Source organism: Burkholderia sp. MSMB1072 (genome assembly GCF_001524725.1).
In the GTDB taxonomy this organism is placed as follows: Bacteria; Pseudomonadota; Gammaproteobacteria; order Burkholderiales; family Burkholderiaceae; genus Burkholderia.
Window position 1 is genome coordinate 1 of sequence record NZ_LOYC01000006.1, and the last position, 21,299, is coordinate 21,299.

The 21,299-nt window shown below is 69.2% G+C and carries 21 protein-coding genes; 10 read left to right on the forward strand and 11 right to left on the reverse strand.

All coding sequences use genetic code 11. The features are described from left to right. Positions 1 to 188: 188 nt before the first annotated feature. The 3 genes from WS89_RS01580 to WS89_RS01590 all read right to left on the reverse strand — a co-directional run bounded on the left by WS89_RS01580 (position 189) and on the right by WS89_RS01590 (position 3,300). Positions 189 to 1,091 carry a LysR family transcriptional regulator gene (locus WS89_RS01580; RefSeq protein ID WP_059789284.1) on the reverse strand — a complete coding sequence of 301 codons (903 nt, stop codon included), beginning with the start codon at positions 1,089 to 1,091 and terminating at the stop codon, positions 189 to 191. A 79-nt stretch (positions 1,092 to 1,170) separates the two neighbouring features. Continuing rightward, complete coding sequence (locus tag WS89_RS01585) at positions 1,171 to 2,550, reverse strand: FAD-containing oxidoreductase (RefSeq protein WP_059789285.1); 1,380 nt, start codon at positions 2,548 to 2,550, stop codon at positions 1,171 to 1,173. Positions 2,551 to 2,721: 171 nt separating this feature from the next. Continuing rightward, positions 2,722 to 3,300: a hypothetical protein gene (locus WS89_RS01590; RefSeq protein WP_059789286.1), complete on the reverse strand. Its 579-nt coding sequence runs from the start codon at positions 3,298 to 3,300 to the stop codon at positions 2,722 to 2,724. Between WS89_RS01590 and WS89_RS33545 the strand changes: the two genes are divergently transcribed. From WS89_RS33545 to WS89_RS01615, 6 genes are all read left to right on the forward strand, one after another. Continuing rightward, positions 3,299 to 3,640, forward strand: a complete 342-nt coding sequence (locus WS89_RS33545) for a hypothetical protein (protein WP_156440496.1) — start codon at positions 3,299 to 3,301, stop codon at positions 3,638 to 3,640. The genes WS89_RS01590 and WS89_RS33545 overlap by 2 nt on opposite strands. Before the next feature lie 14 nt (positions 3,641 to 3,654). Beyond that, complete coding sequence (locus WS89_RS01595; protein ID WP_059789287.1) at positions 3,655 to 4,293, forward strand: LysE family translocator; 639 nt, start codon at positions 3,655 to 3,657, stop codon at positions 4,291 to 4,293. Between the two features lie 310 nt (positions 4,294 to 4,603). Then, positions 4,604 to 5,398: a DUF3348 domain-containing protein gene (locus WS89_RS01600; RefSeq protein ID WP_059789288.1), complete on the forward strand. Its 795-nt coding sequence runs from the start codon at positions 4,604 to 4,606 to the stop codon at positions 5,396 to 5,398. Positions 5,399 to 5,408: 10 nt separating this feature from the next. Next, positions 5,409 to 8,216, forward strand: coding sequence for a DUF802 domain-containing protein (locus tag WS89_RS01605; RefSeq protein ID WP_059789289.1), 2,808 nt, complete (start codon positions 5,409 to 5,411; stop codon positions 8,214 to 8,216). A 3-nt stretch (positions 8,217 to 8,219) separates the two neighbouring features. Then, positions 8,220 to 8,864, forward strand: coding sequence for an OmpA family protein (locus WS89_RS01610; RefSeq protein WP_034205413.1), 645 nt, complete (start codon positions 8,220 to 8,222; stop codon positions 8,862 to 8,864). Then, positions 8,861 to 9,487, forward strand: coding sequence for a DUF2894 domain-containing protein (locus tag WS89_RS01615; protein WP_059789290.1), 627 nt, complete (start codon positions 8,861 to 8,863; stop codon positions 9,485 to 9,487). Before WS89_RS01610 ends, WS89_RS01615 begins: the two co-directional genes overlap by 4 nt. A 33-nt stretch (positions 9,488 to 9,520) precedes the next feature. On the opposite strand, the gene WS89_RS01620 is transcribed toward WS89_RS01615, so the two are convergent. Continuing rightward, entirely contained in the window at positions 9,521 to 10,081 is a 561-nt protein-coding gene (locus WS89_RS01620; protein WP_059789291.1) for an NADPH-dependent FMN reductase, read from the reverse strand. 50 nt (positions 10,082 to 10,131) lie between these two features. Here WS89_RS01620 and WS89_RS01625 point away from each other — a divergent pair, with 50 nt between their 5' ends. Next, on the forward strand, positions 10,132 to 10,749 hold the full coding sequence (locus tag WS89_RS01625; protein ID WP_059789292.1) for a hypothetical protein: 618 nt from the start codon (positions 10,132 to 10,134) through the stop codon (positions 10,747 to 10,749). A 117-nt stretch (positions 10,750 to 10,866) separates the two neighbouring features. Here WS89_RS01625 and WS89_RS01630 read toward each other — a convergent pair whose 3' ends face one another. From WS89_RS01630 to WS89_RS34460, 4 genes are all read right to left on the reverse strand, one after another. Further along, positions 10,867 to 11,496, reverse strand: coding sequence for a hypothetical protein (locus tag WS89_RS01630; RefSeq protein WP_059789293.1), 630 nt, complete (start codon positions 11,494 to 11,496; stop codon positions 10,867 to 10,869). A gap of 105 nt (positions 11,497 to 11,601) precedes the next feature. Beyond that, a complete protein-coding gene (locus tag WS89_RS33550) occupies positions 11,602 to 11,826 on the reverse strand; it encodes a hypothetical protein (protein WP_156440497.1) in 225 nt (74 codons plus the stop codon). 250 nt (positions 11,827 to 12,076) lie between these two features. After that, positions 12,077 to 13,360 carry an isoprenylcysteine carboxylmethyltransferase family protein gene (locus WS89_RS01635; RefSeq protein WP_059789294.1) on the reverse strand — a complete coding sequence of 428 codons (1,284 nt, stop codon included), beginning with the start codon at positions 13,358 to 13,360 and terminating at the stop codon, positions 12,077 to 12,079. Positions 13,361 to 13,487: 127 nt separating this feature from the next. Continuing rightward, positions 13,488 to 15,689: a collagen-like triple helix repeat-containing protein gene (locus WS89_RS34460; RefSeq protein ID WP_156440498.1), complete on the reverse strand. Its 2,202-nt coding sequence runs from the start codon at positions 15,687 to 15,689 to the stop codon at positions 13,488 to 13,490. A 361-nt stretch (positions 15,690 to 16,050) separates the two neighbouring features. On the opposite strand from WS89_RS34460, the gene WS89_RS01645 reads away from it, so the two are divergent. Continuing rightward, a complete protein-coding gene (locus tag WS89_RS01645) occupies positions 16,051 to 16,449 on the forward strand; it encodes a carboxymuconolactone decarboxylase family protein (protein ID WP_027782376.1) in 399 nt (132 codons plus the stop codon). A gap of 62 nt (positions 16,450 to 16,511) precedes the next feature. Here WS89_RS01645 and WS89_RS01650 read toward each other — a convergent pair whose 3' ends face one another. The 3 genes from WS89_RS01650 to WS89_RS01660 are packed head-to-tail and all read right to left on the reverse strand — an operon-like array spanning position 16,512 to position 20,009. Continuing rightward, complete coding sequence (locus tag WS89_RS01650) at positions 16,512 to 17,495, reverse strand: alpha/beta fold hydrolase (protein ID WP_059789295.1); 984 nt, start codon at positions 17,493 to 17,495, stop codon at positions 16,512 to 16,514. Positions 17,496 to 17,502: 7 nt separating this feature from the next. Next, positions 17,503 to 19,086, reverse strand: a complete 1,584-nt coding sequence (locus tag WS89_RS01655; RefSeq protein WP_059789296.1) for a flavin-containing monooxygenase — start codon at positions 19,084 to 19,086, stop codon at positions 17,503 to 17,505. Further along, the gene (locus tag WS89_RS01660; RefSeq protein ID WP_059789297.1) at positions 19,083 to 20,009 is read right to left on the reverse strand and encodes an SDR family NAD(P)-dependent oxidoreductase; all 927 of its coding nucleotides are present in this window, start codon (positions 20,007 to 20,009) and stop codon (positions 19,083 to 19,085) included. The genes WS89_RS01655 and WS89_RS01660 overlap by 4 nt, the downstream gene beginning before the upstream one ends. Before the next feature lie 88 nt (positions 20,010 to 20,097). Here WS89_RS01660 and WS89_RS01665 point away from each other — a divergent pair, with 88 nt between their 5' ends. Further along, complete coding sequence (locus WS89_RS01665) at positions 20,098 to 20,754, forward strand: TetR/AcrR family transcriptional regulator (protein ID WP_059789298.1); 657 nt, start codon at positions 20,098 to 20,100, stop codon at positions 20,752 to 20,754. 40 nt (positions 20,755 to 20,794) lie between these two features. Further along, positions 20,795 to 21,286 carry a hypothetical protein gene (locus tag WS89_RS01670; RefSeq protein WP_257127357.1) on the forward strand — a complete coding sequence of 164 codons (492 nt, stop codon included), beginning with the start codon at positions 20,795 to 20,797 and terminating at the stop codon, positions 21,284 to 21,286. The last annotated feature ends 13 nt before the right edge of the window (positions 21,287 to 21,299 follow it).

The window sequence follows — 21,299 nt, forward strand, 5'->3', positions numbered from 1 at the left end:
GATGCCGTTGGCCCGTGAGGATCCACCCCTCTTTACCCTCACGTGCGTGGGTGGGACGCGTTCATTTCATTCTCCTTCGATGAACGGGTGTCGATGAAGCAGCATCGTAGGCGGGCGCCCGCGCCGGATAAACGCGCGGCCCGATCATTGATTGTTATTCGACGAATAACAATCGGCGCGAACCCGTGTTATGCCGGATAGCGTCGCGCGAACAGTTCGGTCAGCCAGTCGATGAACGCGCGCACCTTGTCGGGCAGATGCGCGCGGTTCGGGTACAGCACCGACACCGGCTTCGGCACGGCCGGCACGCCGGGCAGCAGCTCGATCAACCGACCCGAATCGATGCTCGGCTGCAGCGCGGGCCGCAACGCATGCACGATGCCGAGGCCGGCGAGCCCGCACGACAGCAGCGCTTCCGAGTTGTCGGTGAGCACGCCGCTCGCGAGTTTCACCGCGACGGTTTCGCCGTGCGGGCGGAACGTCCACTCGAGCACGCGGCGATTGCGGCCGGTGAAGAAGTTGACCGCGCGATGCGTACGCAGCTCGTCGAGCGTGCGCGGCAAACCATGGCGTGCGATATAGGCCGGCGACGCGCACGTGGCCATCTGCACCGCGCCGACGGTGCGCGCCACCATGCTCGAATCCTTCAGCGTCCCGACCCGCACCGCGCAGTCGATGCCTTCGCCGATCAGGTCGGCCGGCTGGTCGCTCGTGCCGAGCACGAGCTCGATCTGCGGATAGCGTTGCTGGAAGTCGGGCAGCGCCGGGATCACGACCGTCTTCGCGAGCGCGAGCGCGATGTCGATCCGCAGCCGGCCCTTCGGCACCGCGCGCTGCCTGGGGAACGACGCGAACGCGTCGTCGATGCTGCCGAGCAGCTGCACGCAACGCGCATGGAACGCCTCGCCCTCGGCCGTCACGCTGACGCGGCGCGTGCTGCGGTTCAGCAGCCGGACGCCGAGCTCCTGTTCGAGCTGCTGCACGGCTTTCGTGACGGCCGGCCGATGCAGTTGCAGCGCGTCGGCGGCCTGCGTGAAGTTGCCACGTTCGACGATCTGTACGTAGATCTGCATCGCTTGCAGGCGGTCCATGGCATTTCCGGATGACGTGGCGAGCGGCCATCTTCGCATACCGCCGCAGCGCGGTGCGCGACCGCCCGCCTGCCGTGCGTCATTCGACCGGATGCAGATCCTGCAGCAGCGTCGGCACGAGCTCCGACACGGTCGGGTGGATATGCATCGCACGGCTGATCGTCGTGTACGGCGCGCCGGCGGTCATCACGTCGAGGATCCCGTGCACGACTTCGTCGCCGGTCACACCGAGGATCGACGCGCCGAGGATCGCGTGGCTGTCCGCGTCGACGATCACCTTCATGAAGCCCTGGCTTTCGCCTTTCTCGACCGCCCGGCCGACGCGTGTCATCGGGCGCGTGCCGACCAGCAGCCGGCGGCCCGTCTGCTTCGCTTGCGCGAGCGTCATGCCGACGCGGCCGAGCGGCGGATCGATGTACATCGCGTAGGCCGCGATGCGGTCGGACACCCTGCGCGGATCGTCGTCGAGCAGGTTGGCCGCGACGATCTCGTAGTCGTTGTACGCGGTGTGCGTGAACGCGCCGCGCCCGTTGCAGTCGCCGAGCGCCCAGATGCCGGGCACGTTGGTGCGCAACTGGTCGTCGACGGTGATGTAGCCGCGCGCGTCGGTGTCGATGCCTGCGCGGTCGAGCCCCAGATCGTCGGTGTTCGGCACGCGCCCGACCGCGAGCAGCAAGTGCGAGCCCGCGACCTCGCGGCCGCCGTCCGCGCAGTCGAGGCCGACCACGATGCCGTCGCCGTCGCGGCGCGCGCTCAGGCAGTTCGCGTCGAGCTGCACGTCGATTCCTTCGTTCTCGAGGATTTCGCGCACGGCCTGCGACACGTCTTCGTCCTCGCGCTGGATCAGGCGCGAGCCCTTCTCGACGATCGTGACCTTCGAGCCGAAGCGGCGGTACATCTGGCCGAATTCGAGCCCGACGTAGCTGCCGCCGACGATCACGAGATGGTCGGGCAGGAAGTCGACGTCCATCATCGTCGAGTTGGTCAGGTACGGCACCGAGTCGAGGCCCGGCATCGCGGGCACCTGCGCGCGTCCGCCGACGTTGATGAAGATGCGTCCGGCCTCGAGTACTTCATCGCCCACGCGCACCGCGTTCGCGCGTTCGAATCGGGCATGACCCTGAAAGACGGTCGTGTTGTCGAGGCCGCGCACCCATTGCTCGACGCCGTGGTTCGAGCGGCCGGAGATCTGGTCCTTGCGGGCCTTCACCGCTTTCATGTCGACGGTGACGGGGCCGCCGACCGACACGCCGTATTCGCCGGCGCGCCGGGCGAGCTGCGCGGCGTACGCGCTCGCGATCAGCGTCTTGGTCGGGATGCAGCCGGTGTTCACGCAGGTGCCGCCGAAGCGGCCGCGCTCGACGATCGCGACTTTCATGCCGGCGCCGGCGAGCCGCGCGGCGAGCGGCGGCCCGGCCTGGCCGGTGCCGATGACGATCGCATCGAAGTGTTGCGTCATGACGTCCTCCTGTGCGGGGGCAACGAGGAAAGGGGCAGGCGCAAGCCGCATGCCGTGCCGGCGATCGCCCATGGGCGACGAGCGCCTATGGTAGACCCGTTGGCCGGGCGTCGCGAGCGACGCGCCGGATTGAAAATCGGCGCCGCCGCGGCGTGGGCGCGTACCGAGAGGCTAGTCCTTGCGTTTCCATTGCCCGAACGGCACCGGACGGTGCGCGTCGGCGCGCGTGACGGTGACGTGGTCGGGCTTGTCGTCGAGCGGAAACGATTCGGTGACGATCTGGCTCGAAAACAGCCAGCCATGCGTGCGCGGGTCGTAGCGGAACGTGACGTAGTCCGTCCAGTGCTGCCCGCACGCGACGACATTCTGCACGGTGAAATAGCGGCCCTTCACCGAAAGGCCGTTGTCGGCCGCGTCTTCAGGATCGAACGGATCGCACTGGCCGCCTTCGTTCGCGCGCAGCACGACCTGGTCGTTGCGCGTGGCGAGCCGGTAGGTGTGGTCGGCCTGTTCCTCGTAGATCAGCAGCGGGCGCGGCGACGGCTGCTCGCGCGTATCGACCGCGCGATGCACGACGACGAGAAAACTGTGCCGCCCGGTGTCGAGATCGGGGCCGGCTTGCGCGAGCAGCGGCTGGTAGCCGGGCGGCAGTTGCGCGGCGATCGACTTCGGCAGGCCGCCGGCGCGAGCGCCGAACGAAAGTGCGGCGAGGAGCGGGAGCAGCAGGGCAGAAAGGCGAAGAGCGCGCATGGCGGGCGGTCCGGTTGAAACGGGAAAAGGGGGCGGTCGCGCGGCGTTACGAATCGCGCCCGGGAAACGCGGCGCCGGGCGCCGGATTGCCGGGCGCGTCGTCGTCGAATCGGAGGCCGACCGTTGGCCGCGCGACGTACGCGCGAAAGATCGCTTCGACGGCGGCGGCATCGTCGGGATGGCGGGCGACGCGGGTCTCGATCATGGGCGGCGCGGAATGACGGGAAAGAGGGCCAGCATAGCAGCGCACAGCCGCTTCCGGCCACGCGCGAAGCGTGCCAGAATCGACGGCCCCATCGTCGGAAACGACACGCAGGCGCCGGCGCAGCGGCGTCGCTGACCAAGGAGACGTCGATGACCGCATCGGCTGCCGTATTCGCCATCCTGGCTGCGCTGTTTCTCGGCGCGATGATTCCGGGCCCGAGCTTCGTGCTGGTGGCCCGCAATTCGATCGGGCTGTCGCGTCGCGACGGGCTCGCCACCGCGCTCGGCATGGGCATCGGCGGCATCGTGTTCGGCGGCGTCGCGCTGGCCGGGCTCTATACGCTGCTGCAGGCCGTCGAATGGCTGTATGTGGGCCTCAAGGTCGCGGGCGGCGTTTACCTGATCTACATGGCGTCGAAGATCTGGCGCGGCGCCGATCGGCCGATCGCGATGGACGATCCGCGGGCGATGGCCGGCGGCAGCGCGCGCAAGTCGTTCTGGACCGGCCTCACGACCCAGCTCAGCAACCCGAAGACGGCGATCTGGTACGGCAGCATCTTCGCGGCGCTGCTTCCGCAGCATCCGCCGTTGTGGTGTTACCTCGTGCTGCCGCCGCTCGTGTTCGCGGTCGAATTCGGCTGGTACACGCTCGTCGCGCTGTGCTTCTCGACGCGTCGGCCGCGTGAACTCTACCTGCGTGCGAAGAAATGGGTCGACCGCATCGCGGCCGGCGCGATCGCGCTGCTCGGGCTGCGGCTGATCCTGAATGCACCGAAAGCGGGGATCTGAGCGCTGCTTCATCAGCGCGTGGCAGCGGCCGGCCATGGCCGTCGCCGGTTAGCGGCGGGAATCGCCCTGGCCGCCCGGGCCACTCGCCCGAGCGCGCGTCGGCGTGTCGCGAACGCGTGGCGTCCCGATGGCGCGGCCGCCCACCGGCCGCCGCCGAGCCTGTCTCCCGCCCGTTGCCGCCGCCCGCCGAGCCTTGCGCGACGGGCGTTGGCGCGGGGCGCACGGCGCGCCGAACCGCGCTGCTTTCCCGATTCTGGCGGTCGATTGCCCGGCGACGTGTAAACTGCTGCCTTTTTTGACGGTTTGCAGCATGGTGCAAGCATCTCCGCGCCCGGCGTTGAGCGGTCCGACGCTCGTCCGGCTGCTCGCGCGCCTGGCCGATGCCGACGTCGCGGAATCCCGGCAAACGTTGTCCGACCGGCTGAGCCAGTGGCTCGGCTGGACCGACGCGATCACGCTGTCGTCCGCGCTGAACGCGAGCCCGCCGGGCGTCGCGACCGGCGTGCGCGGCTACGACGCGGAGCGCGACTGCGCGCGCGTGCGCCACGACCTCGCGCAGGCGATCACGGCCGGCCACCGGCCGCGTGCGCGGCGGCGGCCGGGCGACCCGCCGCCGCCGGCCGCCGACACGGCCGATTTCGCGGACTTCCGCCAGCGTTATCTGACCCTGCAGCAGGACATGGAAACGGCGATCGGCCAGTTGCGCGGCCGCCTGCGGGTCGCGCTCGCCGCGCGCTCGTCGGGGATGGCGCGGCTCGCGACGCTCGACACGATCATGGAGCGCGTGCTCGGCGCGCGCGAGCGCAGCCTGTTGTCGGCCGTGCCCGCGCTGCTCGGCACGCGCTTCGCGCGGCTGCGCGACGCGGAGCGGCAGGCGCTGGCCGACGCCGAATCCGCGGCCGCGACGGCCGCCGGTTCCGATACGCCCGACGCATCCGCGCCTGCCGCAGAAGGCACGGCGGCCGACACCGCGACCGTCGCGGCGATCGTGCCCGGCGCCTGGCTCGATACGTTTCGCGACGAGATGCAAAGCATCCTGCTAGCCGAACTCGAAGTCCGGTTTCAAACGGTAGACGGGCTGCTCGCGGCCCTTCGCACCTGCTAATCAACACGCTATGTCCAGAATTCGCCTTGATCTCGTTGTCTTCGTCGCCGGTCTGCTCGCAGTGGGCTGGATCGGCGCCGGCTATGTCGCGTCGAACCCGCTGGCGTCGGCCGTCACGCTGCTGATCGGCGCGTGCTACGTCGCCGGCGCATGGGAGCTGCTGCGCTACCGGCAGGCGACCGCCACGCTGTCGCACGCGGTCGCCAGCCTGACCGCCCCGCCCGCGAAGCTCGACACGTGGCTCGATACGTTGCATCCGGGCCTGCGCGGCGCGGTGCGCTCACGGGTCGAAGGCGCGCGCGTCGCACTGCCGGGCCCGGCGCTCACGCCTTATCTCGTCGGCCTGCTGGTGCTGCTCGGCATGCTCGGCACGCTGCTCGGGATGGTCGTCACGCTGAAGGGTACGGGCGCCGCGCTCGAGAGCGCGACCGATCTCGATGCGATCCGCGCGTCGCTGATCGCGCCGGTGAAGGGGCTCGGGTTCGCGTTCGGCACGTCGATCGCCGGTGTGGCCACGTCTGCGATGCTCGGGCTGTTGTCCGCGCTCGTGCGCCGCGAGCGGATCGATGCGGCCCAGCAGCTCGACGCGAAGATCGCGACGACGTTGCGCGTGCATTCGTCCGCGCATCAGCGCGACGAATCGTTCCGGCTGCTGCAGCGCCAGGCCGATGTGATGCCGGCGCTGGTCGACCGGCTGCAGACGATGATGACGACGCTCGAGGCGCGCAGCGTCGCGCTGCACGATCGCCAGCTCGAAAGTCAGCAGGCGTTTTTCGAGCGGACCGAGCGGGCGTACGCGGGCCTTGCGTCGAACGTCGGCGACGCGCTGAAGGAAAGCGCCGCCGAAAGTGCGCGCGTGGCCGGTGCGGCGCTGCAGCCGGTCGTCGCCGCGACGATGACGGGGCTCGCGCAGGAGATGGCCGCGCTGCGCGACACCGTGACGGGCGCGGTGCAGCGTCAGCTCGACGGGCTGACGGACGGCTTCGAGAAGACCGCCGGCAACGTGACGGCCGTATGGAACCGCGCGCTCGACGAACAGCGCCGCGCGAGCGATGCCGTCGCGCAGCGGTTGGAGACGACGCTCGGTCAGTTCGCCGACACGTTCGCGCAGCGTTCGTCGGATTTGCTCGACGGCGTCGCGACGCGCCTCGAATCGACCGAAGGCCGCCTGTCGGACGCATGGCGCGAGGCGCTGTCGCGCCAGGAGCAGGCCGGCGAGACGCTGGCCGGCCAGCATGCGCGCGCGCTGGGCGAAGCCGCCGCGACGTTCGAACGCCATTCGGCCGCGACGCTCGCCGCGATGCGCGAGTCGCACGCGGGTTTGCAGACGCAACTGGCGGCGCGCGACGAAGAGCGCCTCGCTGCCTGGAACGATTCGCTCGCGGCGATGGCCGCGAAGCTGGGCGACGAATGGCAGCGTGCGGGCGTGCACAGCGCGGGCCGTCAGCAGGAAATCTGCGACGCGCTCGCGCAAACGACGCGCGACCTCGCCGCGCAGGCATCGACGTTCGAACAACGCTCGGACGATCTGCTGACGACGATTCGCGAATCGCATACCGGTCTGCAATCGCAACTGGCTGCGCGCGACGAAGAACGTCTGTCCGCCTGGAACGATTCGCTCGCGGCGATGGCCGCGAAGCTGGGCGACGAATGGCAGCGTGCGGGCGTGCACAGCGCGGGCCGTCAGCAGGAAATCTGCGACGCGCTCGCGCAAACGACGCGCGACCTCGCCGCGCAGGCTTCGACGTTCGAGCAACGCTCGAACGATCTGCTGACGACGATTCGCGATTCGCACACCGGCCTGCAATCGCAACTGGCTGCGCGCGATGAAGAGCGTCTGTCCGCCTGGAACGATTCGCTGGCCGCGATGGCCGCGAAGCTCGGCGAAGAATGGCAGCGTGCGGGCGTGCACAGCGCGGGCCGTCAGCAGGAAATCTGCGATGCACTCGCGCAAACGACGCGCGACCTGGCCGCACAGGCGTCGACGTTCGAGCAGCGCTCGAACGATCTGCTGGCGACGATTCGCGAATCGCACGCTGGCCTGCAATCGCAACTGGCCGCACGCGACGAAGAGCGCCTCGCAGCCTGGAGCGATTCGCTCGCGGCGATGGCGGCCGCGCTGCGCGACGAATGGGCGCAGACGAGCGCGCAGGCCGCGGCGCGCCAGCAGGACATTTGCGACACGCTGGCCCGCACCGCGAACGACATCACTGCGCAGGCGCAGGTTCACGCGAGCGACACGATCAACGAAATCTCGCGCCTCGTGCAGGCCGCGTCGGAGGCGCCGAAGGCCGCGGCCGACGTCGTCGCCGAGCTGCGCCAGCGCCTGTCCGACAGCATGGTGCGCGACACCGCGACGCTCGAGGAACGCAGCCGCCTGCTCGCGACGCTGGAGACGCTGCTCGGCGCGGTCAACCACGCGTCGACCGAACAGCGCGCCGCGATCGACGCGCTCGTCAGCACGTCGGCCGATCTGCTCGATCGCGTCGGCGCGCGCTTCAACGACACCGTCGACGCCGAGACGCGCAAGCTCGATTCGGTGGCCGCACAGGTCACGGCCGGCGCCGTCGAAGTGGCGAGCCTCGGCGACGCATTCGGGATGGCCGTGCAGGTGTTCGGCGAATCGAACGACAAGTTGCTGACCCATCTGCAGCGCATCGAGGCCGCGCTCGAGAAATCGCTCGCGCGCAGCGACGAACAGCTCGAGTACTACGTCGCGCAGGCGCGCGAGGTGATCGACCTGAGCGTGATGTCGCAGAAGCAGATCGTCGAAGACCTGCAGCAGCTCGCCGGCCGGCGGGCGCCCGTCGGAGCGTAACGCATGCACGACGAAATCGACGGCGGCGCGCAATCGGCGCCGGTGTGGCCCGCGTTCGCCGACCTGATGTCGGTGCTGCTCGGCGCGTTCGTGCTGATCCTCGTCGGCGTGATCGGCATGCAGCTTCAGCTCACGGCGAAGCTCGAGGAAGCGGTGCGTGCACGCCAGCTCGAGGCGCAGCAGCGCAAGTCGCTCGAACAGGCCCTCGCCGGGCCGCTCGCGGCCGGCCGCGTGACGCTCGTGAACGGACGCATCGGCATCAGCGGCAACGTGCTGTTCGCGCTGAACTCCGACCAGTTGCAGCCCGCGGGCCGCGACCTGCTGAAGACGCTGGCCAGCCCGCTGGCCACGTACCTGAAGACGCGCGACGAGATCCTGATGGTCAGCGGCTTCGCGGACGACCAGCAGGTGCACGCCGGCAACCGCCTGTTCGCGGACAACTGGGAACTGTCGGCCAAACGCGCGTTGACGGTCACGCGCGCGCTGATCGATGCCGGCGTGCCGGCCTCGTCGGTGTTCGCGGCCGCGTTCGGTTCCGAACAGCCGGTCAGCTCCAATGCAGACGACGAAGGCCGCGCGAAGAACCGCCGCGTGGAAATCGCGCCGGTGCCGCGCAAGTCGGCGTCGAACGGAGGAAAGGCAAAGTGACGGGCGACGCGACGCACGTGCGCGCGACGCTCGACGCATGGCGCGAGCAGGGCGCCGACCGGCTCGATCCCGTGCGCTTTCACCGGATCGACGCGCTCGAACGGCGCGCGGCCGTGCTCGACGGCGCTGCCCGCACGCTGGTCGATGCGCGGCTGGCGACGCTGATCGAAGGGTTCGCGGAGATCGTCGCGCGCGGCAATGACGCCGACACCCCGCGCGAGAGGTGGGAAGCCGCTGCGGAGGCGCCCGCGCGCGGCGCGCTTGCCGCGCTCGTCGAAGGGCTCGCGCGCGATGCGCAGGCCGACCGGCGCGGGCTCGATCCCGAACTCGTCGACTACTTCCGCGCGACGTGGTCGAAAGTCCGCACGGAACAGCAATACCGCCAGTCGCTCGACCAGGTGCCGCGCAACGCGGGGCCGCTCAATTCGAACAGCCTCGTGCACCGCTCGCTCGCGACGATGCGCGAGCTGTCGCCGGACTACCTGCAGCAGTTCCTGTCGTACGTCGATGCGCTCGCATGGCTCGAGGATCTCGTCGGCGGCGGCGCACAGCCCGAGAAGGAAGCACCGCGCGCGAAAGCGGCCCGGCCCGCGAAGAAGACGACGCGCGCGAAAGTGCGATAACGCCACGCCGCACGCGTTCGGCGTGCGGATCGCCTACCGGCCGGCGCTCGTGTCGTCGATCGCCGTGCGCAGCGCGTGCAATGCGCCGACGAGCGCCGACGCGAACGGCGGATGCGCGGCGATGCCCGCCGCGTCGAGCCGGCTCCCGAGGATCGGCAGCGCGATCGACGCGGGCTCGACGATGCGCGCCGACATCACCGACAGCGTTTCGCGCAGCGCCGCATCCGCATGCGTCGCGCGCGGCGACGCGTTCAATACGGCCACGGACTTGTACACGACGGCCTCGCATCCCACGACCCAGTCCAGCGCGTTCTTCATCACGCCGGTTACGCCGTGCGCGTATTCCGGGCTGGCGATCAGCACGCCGTCGGCCGCGTTCAGGCGGTCGATCAGATCGCGCACCGCGGCGGGCGTCGGGTGTTCGGCATCGGGATTGAACAGCGGGAATTCGCCGAGACGATCGAAGCGTGCGATGCGCATGCCGGGCGGGGCGACGAGCGCGGCTGCGTCGAGGAGTGCCGCGTTGTACGACTGCGCACGCAGGCTGCCGCACAGCGCGACGATGTCGATGTGGCGGCGGGGAGCGATGGCCATCGGCGAGGGTCCGGGAATGCGATACGTGGGGGCGGACGCATTATCGCACCGTGCGCGCGCTCGCCGGCCGCTCCGATCGCACGCACTACAATCACGGTCTGCTTTTCGTCGGCCCGAAAATCTTTTTGCGGAATGATTCGCTCATGAAGCGCTGGAATGCTCTGATCCTCGTTGCGGCCACCGCGCTGACCAGCGCGTGTGCCGGTCGTTCGTCCACGTATGACGATGTCGCGCGCCCATCCGACGATCGAAACGTGCAGACTGCGCTCGACAGGATCGCGGCTTCCGCGAACCAACCGGTCTGCGATCCGGCACATTTGAAAATGGAGATCGCAGAAGCGACCCGGATGATTCAGCAACAGGTAAACCAGGATGCGTTCGTCAAATCCGAGCGTCTTGCGGCGTCGTTCGCATTTTGCGGGCCGAAACGAAACTGGGGAATGGCCACGACGGCGGAATTTGTCGGCAGCCAACTTGCTGCTGCTGTCCTGTTGCAATCGAGAATGCCGGAGCAGCAGCGAAATCTCGATGCGATCGAGCAGGATGCGCGCTGGGCCGACCTGCTTTTGCAATATGCGCGCAGGTTCCCCGGCGAACGATCGGCGGCCGAGCAGGATTGGCAGATTCTCGAACGCGGTCGCCGGGCGCTTCAGCGCGCAAATCAGTAACGCACTCGCGCGACCATGCACGATGGCTGGCCGCGACGGCTGCACGGTCGTCGGGGCGATCGTCTTCCGGTACGTGCGGCGCGTGTCGCTGGCAAATCGTGACGACCATTGTCCCGATCAGGCGCCTGCATGGCCGCGCGGGTCCGACGGTACCGGCCATCGCATCGTGCCGGATGCCACGCCGGCCATCCCGGCCGCCTGCGCGAATTCGCCGATTCCCCACCCGCGCCCGAGCAACAGCCGCCGCGTATGCAGCGCACCGTGCACGTCGTCGGCAACGGTTTCGCCGAGATAGCGCAGCGCGCGGCCTTCGACATCGACGAAGCCATGCCGGTAATCCTGCGCGAGCGCCGTCCACAGCTGCGCGGCGCCGACCGACTGGCGCGCGCCGCTGATCAGGCACAGGCCCGCATCGAGCCCCCAGCGATACAGCGTCGTCGCAAGGCCCTTGCGTTGCGCCGAGCCGCGCAGCCGCGTATGCGGCGCGCGCAGGTAGCGGTCGGCGCGGCGCGGCAGTTCGGGCAGGCGGTTGAACACCGTATAGCCGGCGAGCTGGCGCGCGGCCGGATCCTCGACATACAGGAAGTATTCGCCGTCCGCTTCGCGGTGGCGGACGATCAGGCCCGAGCGGCCGAGTGCGACGGCCGGCAGCCCGTGCAGGCGATGGCCCTGCTGGTGGAGACGTTCATAAAGGGTGTCGAGTTCGTCGTCGATGTCGTGCTGGGAATGCTGTACGTCGATACGCATGGCAAAAGCCGCCCGTCCCGGGCGGTTCGGGAAAGAGGTTCATCGCAAAAGGGAACGGAAGCGGGTGCGGCCCCCGGGCTCGGCGAAGCGAGCCGGGGCCGCGAATCAGCTGGGGATGTGCTGGAAACCGGCGGCGATCGCGGCGAGGCCCGCGATGCAGAGTGCGAACAGGATCAGGACTTTGTGGATCACGCCTCTTTCCTCATGAATGCGCGGCGCCGGCGGGCGGCGTCGCGGAGACGGTGAGCGGCGGGCACGGCCCGCACGGCCGTCGTGCGGGACGACGGTCGGGTGTCCGGCGACGGATCGTGCGCGGACGGCCAGCACCATACGCGACGCGTCGGAGTCGGGCAATCGGACTGACGGAGAAAGGCGACGAAAAGCGGAGAATCGCGGCGTTTCGCGACAATTGGCCGCATGGGGCGTGCCGACACGTTCGGGAGTTATACGCGAAAGCGCATCGTCGAGCGCTGGAGGGCATGCGTGGAAAAGTGTCGTTGCGGGTGCGAAGCCCGCGACAGGCAGGCCGACGCCCATGCGAGGGACGGGAGCGGCATGGAGGCCGCTCCCGGTCGCCCCGTCACACCGCCTGCCGCGCGCCGAACGCCTGCCTGATCCGCGCGAACAGCCCGTGCCGTGCGATCCATTCGGCATACGCGCGATAGTCGGGATCGCGCATCAGGTGACGCTCTTCCGTCTTCGCACGCGTGTAGTAGATCAGGTTGACCGCGACGAGCCCCGCGCAGTGCATGAGCCCAACCTGCCAGCCGAGCGGCTCGACGAACGGCACCGATACCATCCAGTACGACAGGTTCTTCGTGATGTAGGCCGGATGCTTCGTGAAGCGGTACGGGCCCGACGTGATGATCCCGCGGTTGGTGAGGTTCGAGAACCGCAGCCCGAACGAGATCGTGCACAGCGCGTAGGTCAGCAGCAGCAGGATGATCGTCGCGCCCCAGATCACGCGCAGCGTCGGCGCCGACAGCAGCCAGTTGTCCCAGAACACCGAGCCTTCGTAGCGGATGTAGTTGTTCGAGATCAGCGACCAGAACGGCTGATAGCAGATCAGCGCGGCCACCCAGCCGAGCGTCGTCGGCTCGACGGTGCGCACGTGGCTGTCGAGGATGCGGAACGTGCACAGGTAGCCGACGGTGCCGAACATCAGGTCCATCGTGAACGACAGGTCATACATGAACACGAAGGTCGCGATCGTCATCGGCGCATGCATCGCGTTCGCGAGCGACGCGCTCAGGTGATCGGCGTCCTTCGACAGGTAGACGGTCATCAGCGGCAGGAAGAACGCCTTCACGCCCCAGCCGGCCAGCATCTCGCGCACCGGCTTCCAGCTCGCGGGCTGCTCGCGGCGGAACAGGAAGCGGCCCCACAGCAGGTACGCGTCGTCGGTCTCGCGCTGGTGGCGGTCCATCCACGCGAAGTAGAACGGCGCGGCGACGATCACGTACGGCGCGAGCGAGCGCAGCAGCGACCAGAACGGCAGGTAGAACGCGCCGTGGTATTCGGGCAGCAGCCAGTAGATCGCGCCGATGCCCGCGTAGACCGACGCGAGCGCGCCGAGCCGCGTCGCCACGCGCGCGATGCCGAGCGGCCGGACGGCCTGCCGCGACAGCCCCGCGCTCGGACGCAGGTAGACGCGCGAGACGAAGAGTTCGTGCAGCGCGATCGTGCCGATGATCGCGAGGCTCGCGATGACCGCGCGGGTGGCCGCGTCGAGGGCCGGGTGGTCGCGCGTGATCCACAGCGCGAAGAGTCCGGCCGTGATGCCGAGGAGGCCGGCACGCAACGGCGTGGCGGAGCGGGGTGGGTGGTCCGGAGCAGCGACGACGCCGTCGAGCGTGGAGTTCATGATCGGATCCTCGTGGGGATGAGGGCCGGCGCCCCCGCTGGGCGGGTGACGCCGGCCGTCGGCCGGGCTGTTTATGGATGCGCGCCCGGCCATTGGCCTGTCGTTCTGATACGTGATGCGTTGACGCTTACTTCTTGGTGCCGCCGCCCAGCAGACCGCCGAGCAGGTTGGTCACCGGCGACAGCAGGTTGCCGGTGCCGGCGGCGGCGCCGCCGCTCGTGCTGCCGGTCAGGCCGGTCACCACGGAGCCGCTGCCGCCCGGCGTCGTCACGGTGCCGGCTGCGCCGCCGGAGCCGACCGTGCCGGTGGCGCCGGCCGAACCGGTCGGCGTACCCAGCGCACCCGTGAGCGTGCCGACCGGGCCGCTCGTCAGCACCCCGCCGAGCGTGCCGGACAGGTTGCCGCCCGGCGTCGTGACGGTGCCGGTGAGGCTCGCGCCGAGCGGCGTCAGCGCGTTGACGAGATTGGTGACCGGCGCCAGTAGGCCGCCGAGGCCTGCGCCACCGGTGCCGCTGGTGCCGCCGGTCCCGCTCGTTCCGCCCGTGCCGCTGGTGCCGCTCGAACCGATGCCGCCGAGCGCGCCCGTCACCGTTCCGAGCAGGCCGGTGATCGGCGCGAGCGGGCCGCCGCTGGTGCCGCTCGTTCCGCTGGTGCCGCCCGAACCGCTCGAGCTGCCGCCGCCGAGGCCGCCCGTCAACGTGCCGAGCAGGCCCGTGATCGGGGCGAGCGGATTGCTGCCGCCCGTGCCGCTGCTGGAACTGCCCGCGTTGCCGGCGTTGACGAGGCCGCCCGTCGCCGTCACCGTGTTGCCGAGTTGCCCCAGCGCGCCGCCGAGGCTCGTGCCGACCGGGTTGTCGGTCGCGCCGCCGACCTTCGTGCCGGCGAGCGCGATGCCGTTGCCGAGCGTGCTCAGCAGGCCGTTGAGCGGCGTGCCGAGCAGCGTGACGCCACCGAGCGTCTGCGTGACGCCCGGCGTCGTGACGCCGCCGGTGAGCGTATTCGTGATCGGGTTGATCACCTTGCCGAGCTGCGTTTCGAGCTGCTGGACCGGCGAGCTGTTCAGCGCCGTGTTCAGCGCCGATGCCGTCGAATTGACCGCGGTGCCGACCGTGTTGACGAGACTGCCGACCAGGGTCGTCGCCGGCGCGAGCGGCGACAGCGGGCCGGTGCCGAGGCTCGTCACCGCATTGCCGAGGTTGTTGACCGCACCGCCGGCGCCGGTCAGCAGGCCGGTGGTCGACGTCAGCGTCGGTCCGAGCGGGTTCGCCGACACGCCGATCGAACCGAGGCCGGCCGCGACGCCGTTGCCGAGCGATTGCACGCCGTTGCCGAGGCTGCCGACCGCGTTGCCGATACTGGTGGCCGTCGTCGGGTTCGTGCCGGGAATCTGCACGCCGCCGATCTGAGCGCCGCCGTTCACGACCGTCGTGCCGAGCGCCGTCACGAGATTGCCGGATTTCTGCAGGACGTTGCCGAGGGGGGTGACGCCGGTGCCGGAGGTGCCCGACGTACCGGAGGTGCCCGAGGTGCCGGAAGTACCGGAGGTGCCGGAGGTGCCCGAGGTGCCCGAGGTGCCCGAGGTGCCCGAGGTGCCGGAAGTACCTGAGGTGCCGGACGTACCCGAGGTGCCCGACGTACCCGAGGTGCCCGACGTACCGGACGTGCCCGAGGTACCGGAAGTGCCCGACGTACCGGAAGTGCCCGACGTACCGGACGTACCCGAGGTACCGGACGTGCCCGAGGTACCGGAAGTACCCGAGGTACCGGACGTGCCCGAGGTACCGGACGTACCCGAGGTACCGGACGTACCCGAGGTACCGGACGTGCCCGAGGTACCGGACGTACCCGAGGTACCGGAAGTGCCCGAGGTACCGGACGTACCCGAGGTACCGGACGTACCCGAGGTACCGGACGTACCCGAGGTACCGGACGTACCCGAGGTACCGGACGTGCCTGACGTACCGGAGGTGCCCGAGGTGCCGGAAGTGCCTGACGTACCCGAAGTGCCCGAAGTACCCGAGGTACCGGAAGTGCCCGAAGTACCGGAAGTGCCCGAAGTACCGGAAGTGCCCGAGGTACCGGAAGTCCCCGAAGTACCGGAAGTCCCCGACGTACCAGAAGTCCCCGACGACCCCGAGCTACCGCCACCCGACGTCCCTGACGAACCGCCGCCCGACGTGCCGGAAGTCCCCGACGTGCCGCTCGTCCCGGACGTGCTCGGCTTGATCGTCGGCGGGGTCGTCGGTCCGTCGACCGAGCCGCAGCCGTACAGCGCGAGCAGTGACGAGACGGCCATCGTTACCGTCGTCTTCTTGAAAAGAGTGTGCATGTTGGCCTCGACATTGGAAGTGTGTCGAGGTCTTCACTGCAAATTCCGCGCCATGACAGGTTTCGCGAAACGGTGTCGCGATTTGTTGCGAGAATCGGGAATATCGATGCGATTTAAACGGAGGAATGACGGTTTCGCGCGACAGGCACGCGCGGTGCGCAAACGTCGCGGCTGCGATGTTCCCGTAAGGCGCCGTAACGCGCGGCCGGATGTTACGTAGCGTTCGGCCGTCCGTGACGCGAGCGGCCGCGAACCGAGCGCCGCGTCTTTGACGAAACCCCGCCGCGCGCACGAACATGGCAGGACATCTCCCGGCTGCCGGCGACGCCGCAGCGGCCCCGACTCCAACCAGGACACGGACATGAGCGAACAGGACAGGGAATACGGCAAGGCGCGGCGGATCGACGTGATGGGCGAGGCGTTCGTCGAGCGCGCGATGCGCGACCTCGACGGATTTTCGCGTCCGCTGCAGGACTGGCTGAACGAACATGCGTGGGGCAGCACGTGGCAGCGGGGCGGGATCGACCTGAAGACGCGCAGCCTGTGCACGTGCGCGATGCTGGCGGCGCTCGGCCGCGGCACGGAGCTGAAGGGGCATATTCGCGGTGCGCTCAACAACGGCGCGAGCCTCGTCGAGATCCGCGAGGTATTGCTGCACAGCGCGCTGTACGCCGGCGCGCCGGCCGCGGTCGAGGCGTTCCGCAGCGCGCGCGAGGTGCTCTCGGATCTCGGGTTGTCGATACCCGATGACGAAGCCTGATTCCGTCGCGGCGCCGGCTCCGGCTGCCCGGCACGGAAGCCGGCCCGCTTCGTAGCCGCGATCTACGCGATGCGTACTGGCTGCGCGGCGGCATCGACCGGCGCGGCGGCGACTTCGAGCAGCCAGTCGGCCGTCGCGTCGGGAAGCGTGACCGGCAGCATATGCCCGCCCTCCACGACCTTCAGCCGCACGCGCGCCGATTTCCTCGCGAGCGCTTCGCCGTGCGCGCGCCAGTTCAGGATCGGATCGGCGCGGCCGTACAGCACGTCGACCGGCAGCGCGAGCTCCGCATAGCGACGCTCCATCGCGGGCAGGTCGACGGGCGCCGACAGCAGGTCCGTCGCCGTCGCGTAGAACACGTGCGGGCGCATCCCAAGCAGGCCGCCGCCCTTGACCGGGAAGTCGCGCGGCACGTCCTCCGGCGCGAACACCTGACGCACGGCGTTGCGACCCGTCAGGATCGTCAGCGGGATCGCGAAGGTCCACGACACGAAACGGCGCACGAGCGGCGACGGCAGCATCAGCGGCTTGAACGGCGCAGGCGGCTCGGTCTGCTCGTGCGACAGCGGCGCGATCAGCGCGAGCCGGCTCACGCGGTCCGCATGATTGAGGCCGACCGCGAGCGCGATCGCGCCGCCGAGCGAGTGGCCGACCAGCACCGGCTTGTCGAGCTTCAGCGCGTCGATGAACGCGGCGACCGTGCGAGCCTGCGCGAACACGTTCGCCTGCGAGGCCGCGCCGCGCAGCGAGCGGCCGGCGCCCGGCCGGTCGATCAGGATCACGCGATGCCGCTGCGCGAGCCGCGTGAGCGGCAGGTACGCGAAATTGCGCCATTGCCCCGCCAGCCCGTGGACGAACACGATCGGCGGGCCGTTGCCGTATTCGACGTAGTGGATGCGGTCGCCGTCGATGTCGACGAAGCGGCCTTCGGGCGGAAACGCGCGCGTCACGCGACGGGCCACGTAACCGGTAAACAGCGCGAGCGCGGCAAGCACCGCGACGACGCCGAGCAGCACGTTCTGGATCAGATGGAGCGTAGGGGTCATGTCGGCCTCAGCGGGTTTCGAGTGCGGGTTCGGCAGCCGGTGCGGCGGCTGCCTGGCCGGTTTGGGCGCGGCGTTCGAAATGCATCGCGGAATCGGCGAGCGGGCTGAACTTCAGCGACGCGAGATCGAGCACGTAGTTCTGGTGGAATTTCCACGGCTTGCGGTGCCCCTGCTTCGGCAGGATGCCGGCCGCACGCTGGATGTAACCCGAGCTCAGGTTGACGGCCGGCACGTCGCCGAGATCGCCTGCGCCGAGCCGCGGCACGCACGTGTCGTACCCGTTCGCGCGCATGTGATTGAGCAGCCGGCACACGTAGCGCGCGATCAGCTCGGCCTTCAGCGTCCACGACGCATTCGTGTAGCCGAACGACGACGCGAGGTTCGGCACGTCGCTGTACATCATCCCCTTGTACGACACCGTCTCCGACAAATCGACCGCGCGGCCGTCGACCGTGATCCGCGCACCGCCGAGCATCTTCACCTTCAGCCCGGTCGCGGTGACGATCACGTCCGCGTCGAGCTGCTGGCCGCTCTTCAGCTCGAGGCCGGTCGGCGTGAAGCGCTCGATCTCGTCGGTGACGATCGATGCACGGCCCGCGCGAATCGCCTTGAACAGGTCGCCGTTCGGCACGAGGCACACGCGCTGATCCCACGGCATGTAGCGCGGCGTCAGGTGCTTCGCGACGTCGAAGTCGGGGCCGAGCTGCTTGCTCGCCGCGCGGATGATGAACCGTTTCGTCCGGTCGGGCTTGCGGCGCGACACGTTGTACAGGTACATCGTCAGCAGGACGTTCTTCACGCGCACGAGCCGGTGCGCGAGCCGCGACGGCAGCACGCGGCGCAGCGCGTTCGCGATCCTGTCGCGCGCGGGCAGCGACACGATGTAGGTCGGCGAGCGCTGCAGCATCGTCACGTGTCGCGCATCGGCCGCCATCGATGGCACGAGCGTGACGGCCGTTGCGCCGCTGCCGATCACGACCACGCGCCGGTTCGCGTACGACAGATCCTTCGGCCAGTGCTGCGGATGCACGAGCGTGCCCTCGAACGTGTCCATGCCTGCCCAGTCGGGCAGGTAGCCGGCGTCGTAGTCGTAGTATCCGCTGCACATGAACAGGAAGCGGCAGGTATGGACGAGCGTGTCCGTTGCGCCGTCCCGCGTGCGTTCGATGCGCACCGTCCAGCGCGCGCGGTTCGAATCCCAGTCGGCCGCGACGACCTTCTGGCCGTAGCGGATCGTCTCGTCGATGCCATACGTGCGCGCGGTGTCGCGAATGTAATCGAGGATCGTCTGCCCGTCGGAGATCGCCTTGTCGCTGTGCCACGGGCGGAAGCTGTAGCCGAGCGTGAACATGTCGGAATCCGAACGAACGCCCGGATAGCGGAACAGGTCCCAGGTGCCGCCGATCGCGTCGCGCGCCTCGACGATCGCCACGCTCGCATGCGGGCAGCGCTGCTTCAGGTGATACGCGGCGCCGATGCCTGACAGCCCGGCGCCGACGATCAGCACGTCGAGGTCGTTGCCGTCACGCCGGTCGCGGCGGGCGTCGGGAGCGGGCGGCGCGGCGCGCCGGTCGGTCGTCGTCGAGCTCATGCGGGGTCCTTCGTCGGTGTGGTGGGGCGCGCGGCCGGCGCGTAGGCGCGTTCTCCCGCGGAGGCTTCCTTCGGGCGAAGATTGCGTGCGCGGGCGCGACGCACGTGGCGCAGCATCAGCCACTGATAACCGGCGCCGAGCAGCCGCGCGATCCTGTCGAGCCGGCGCGCGTCGGCGCCGACCAGCACGCGGCGCGCATTGCGCTCGACGCCCGCGAGGATCTGCCGCGCGGCCTCGTCGGCCGTCGTCGCGTTGATCAGGCGGTTGGCCTGGCGGCGATGGGTCGCTTCGTCCTGCCCCGTCAGTGCGTGGATGCTGGCATCGACGCGGCCTGCGTCGACGATGCTCGTCGCGACGCCGCCTGGATGCACGCAGGTCGCGCTCACCGGCGCGCCGTCGAGTTCGAGTTCCATCCGCAGCGCCTCGGTGAAGCCGCGCACCGCGAACTTGGTCGCGTTGTACGCGCTTTGCGTCGGCATCGCGACGAGCCCGAACAGGCTCGAGGTGTTGACGACGTGCCCGTCGCCCGATGCGCGCAGATGCGGCAGGAACGCCTGCGTGCCGTGCACGACACCCCAGAAATTGATGCCGACGATCCATTCGAGATCGGCGAGGCGGGCGGTTTCGGCGCTGGCGGCCAGCGATACGCCCGCGTTGTTGAAGATCAGATTGACCTTGCCGTGCTCGGCGCGCACGAAATCGGCCCACGCGAACATCGCGTCGCGGTCGGCGACGTCGACCCGGCGCGTGCTCACGCGCACGCCGTGCCACGCGCACGCGGCCGCCGTGCCGGCGAGCCCGGCTTCGTCGACGTCGGCGAGCGCGACCTCGCAGCCGCGCCGCGCGAGCTCGATCGCGAGGCTGCGGCCCATGCCCGAACCGGCGCCCGTGATCGCGGCGACCTTGCCGGAAAACCCCTTCATCCGTCGTTCCTCCCGTTCCGCTTGCGCTGCACCGGCGGCGCGTCTATTGTGGTGTTTGTCGTCACCACTTTAGTTTTCGGGTGTCCTGATGTCAAATAGCGGAATGGAGAAAGCACTCGAAACGGAAAAAAGAGGCCGGGCGTATGGCGGCGTGGCGCCCGAGGTACGAGCCGCCGAGCGGCGCGACACGTTGATCCGCGCGGCGACGCGCGTGTTCGGCACGGTGGGGTTTCGCAAGGCGACCGTGCGGTCGATCTGCCAGGAAGCGAAGCTGAACGATCGCTATTTCTATGCGGCGTTCGACAGCACCGAGGATCTGTTGCGCTGCACCTATCTGCATCACGCGCAGCAACTGCACGACGCGGTCGCGCAGGCGGTCGCCGCGCGCGGCGGCGATCTGCGCGAGCGCGTCGACGCGGGGCTCGCCGCATTCTTCGCGTTCCTGCGCGACCCGTGCGCGGCGCGCGTGCTGCTGCTCGAGGTGATGGGCGTGAGTGCGGATACCGACATGACGTATCAGCGCATGCTGATCGACTTCGGCAAGCTGATCATGGCGATCGGCGTGCCGCGCGAAGCCGTGACGCCAGCGGAGCGCACCGAGCAGCGGCTGATAGGGCTTGCGCTGGTGGGCGCGATGACGAACGTCGGCGCCGCATGGCTGCTCACCGGCTATCGCGATCCGGAGGCGCAGATGATCGCGAGTTGCAGGAAGGTGTTGCTGGGGACGTTGGGGGCGGCGGGATAGGTGCGCGGGACTGGGGCCGGTCGCCCGCGATACGGGATGGTTGTCGATCAATAACAAGGAACTCATGCAAGTACGGAACCGATGGTGGCGCCGCGCGACGTCGGCGGGAGCGGTTGTTTCCGTCCTGATGCTGACGGGCTGCGGCTGCTGGCCGTTGAGCGAAACCACGCGCTACGAAACCGAGTGGAAATCGCAAACGGTCGCGGCGCTGTTCAGGGATGCGGACCGGGCAGGCGACGTCTGCCGCGATGCCCTCTATACACAGCACCTGAAGGACACAGTGGCGGCCTGCAAGGACGGGGCGTATGAAAAAATCCGCAATCGCATCAGCGGGGAACCCGTCACGCTCTCCTTCGCGAAGGCGACCTGCGCGGAAGCGCAAGCCCAACTGGACCAGGGTATCCCCGCCAGCATCCAGGACAGGATCTTCAATCTGAATCCGTTTCCGGACGAGTTTGCTTCGTGCATGAGCGATAAAGGATTCAAGCGCGAGGAGGTCGCCAAGAAACAGTGCTACCTGAAATTCATGTGACGGACGGCTAACC

Excerpts from the sequence above, each read along its gene's own strand:
- WS89_RS01580 (WP_059789284.1), bottom strand. The coding sequence starts at position 1,091 with ATGGACCGCCTGCAAGCGATGCAGATCTACGTACAGATCGTCGAACGT.
- WS89_RS01585 (WP_059789285.1), bottom strand. The coding sequence starts at position 2,550 with ATGACGCAACACTTCGATGCGATCGTCATCGGCACCGGCCAGGCCGGG.
- WS89_RS33545 (WP_156440496.1), top strand. The coding sequence starts at position 3,299 with ATGGCGGGCGGTCCGGTTGAAACGGGAAAAGGGGGCGGTCGCGCGGCG.
- WS89_RS01590 (WP_059789286.1), bottom strand. The coding sequence starts at position 3,300 with ATGCGCGCTCTTCGCCTTTCTGCCCTGCTGCTCCCGCTCCTCGCCGCA.
- WS89_RS01595 (WP_059789287.1), top strand. The coding sequence starts at position 3,655 with ATGACCGCATCGGCTGCCGTATTCGCCATCCTGGCTGCGCTGTTTCTC.
- WS89_RS01600 (WP_059789288.1), top strand. The coding sequence starts at position 4,604 with ATGGTGCAAGCATCTCCGCGCCCGGCGTTGAGCGGTCCGACGCTCGTC.
- WS89_RS01605 (WP_059789289.1), top strand. The coding sequence starts at position 5,409 with ATGTCCAGAATTCGCCTTGATCTCGTTGTCTTCGTCGCCGGTCTGCTC.
- WS89_RS01610 (WP_034205413.1), top strand. The coding sequence starts at position 8,220 with ATGCACGACGAAATCGACGGCGGCGCGCAATCGGCGCCGGTGTGGCCC.
- WS89_RS01620 (WP_059789291.1), bottom strand. The coding sequence starts at position 10,081 with ATGGCCATCGCTCCCCGCCGCCACATCGACATCGTCGCGCTGTGCGGC.
- WS89_RS01630 (WP_059789293.1), bottom strand. The coding sequence starts at position 11,496 with ATGCGTATCGACGTACAGCATTCCCAGCACGACATCGACGACGAACTC.
- WS89_RS33550 (WP_156440497.1), bottom strand. The coding sequence starts at position 11,826 with ATGGTGCTGGCCGTCCGCGCACGATCCGTCGCCGGACACCCGACCGTC.
- WS89_RS01635 (WP_059789294.1), bottom strand. The coding sequence starts at position 13,360 with ATGAACTCCACGCTCGACGGCGTCGTCGCTGCTCCGGACCACCCACCC.
- WS89_RS34460 (WP_156440498.1), bottom strand. The coding sequence starts at position 15,689 with ATGCACACTCTTTTCAAGAAGACGACGGTAACGATGGCCGTCTCGTCA.
- WS89_RS01645 (WP_027782376.1), top strand. The coding sequence starts at position 16,051 with ATGAGCGAACAGGACAGGGAATACGGCAAGGCGCGGCGGATCGACGTG.
- WS89_RS01650 (WP_059789295.1), bottom strand. The coding sequence starts at position 17,495 with ATGACCCCTACGCTCCATCTGATCCAGAACGTGCTGCTCGGCGTCGTC.
- WS89_RS01655 (WP_059789296.1), bottom strand. The coding sequence starts at position 19,086 with ATGAGCTCGACGACGACCGACCGGCGCGCCGCGCCGCCCGCTCCCGAC.
- WS89_RS01660 (WP_059789297.1), bottom strand. The coding sequence starts at position 20,009 with ATGAAGGGGTTTTCCGGCAAGGTCGCCGCGATCACGGGCGCCGGTTCG.
- WS89_RS01665 (WP_059789298.1), top strand. The coding sequence starts at position 20,098 with ATGTCAAATAGCGGAATGGAGAAAGCACTCGAAACGGAAAAAAGAGGC.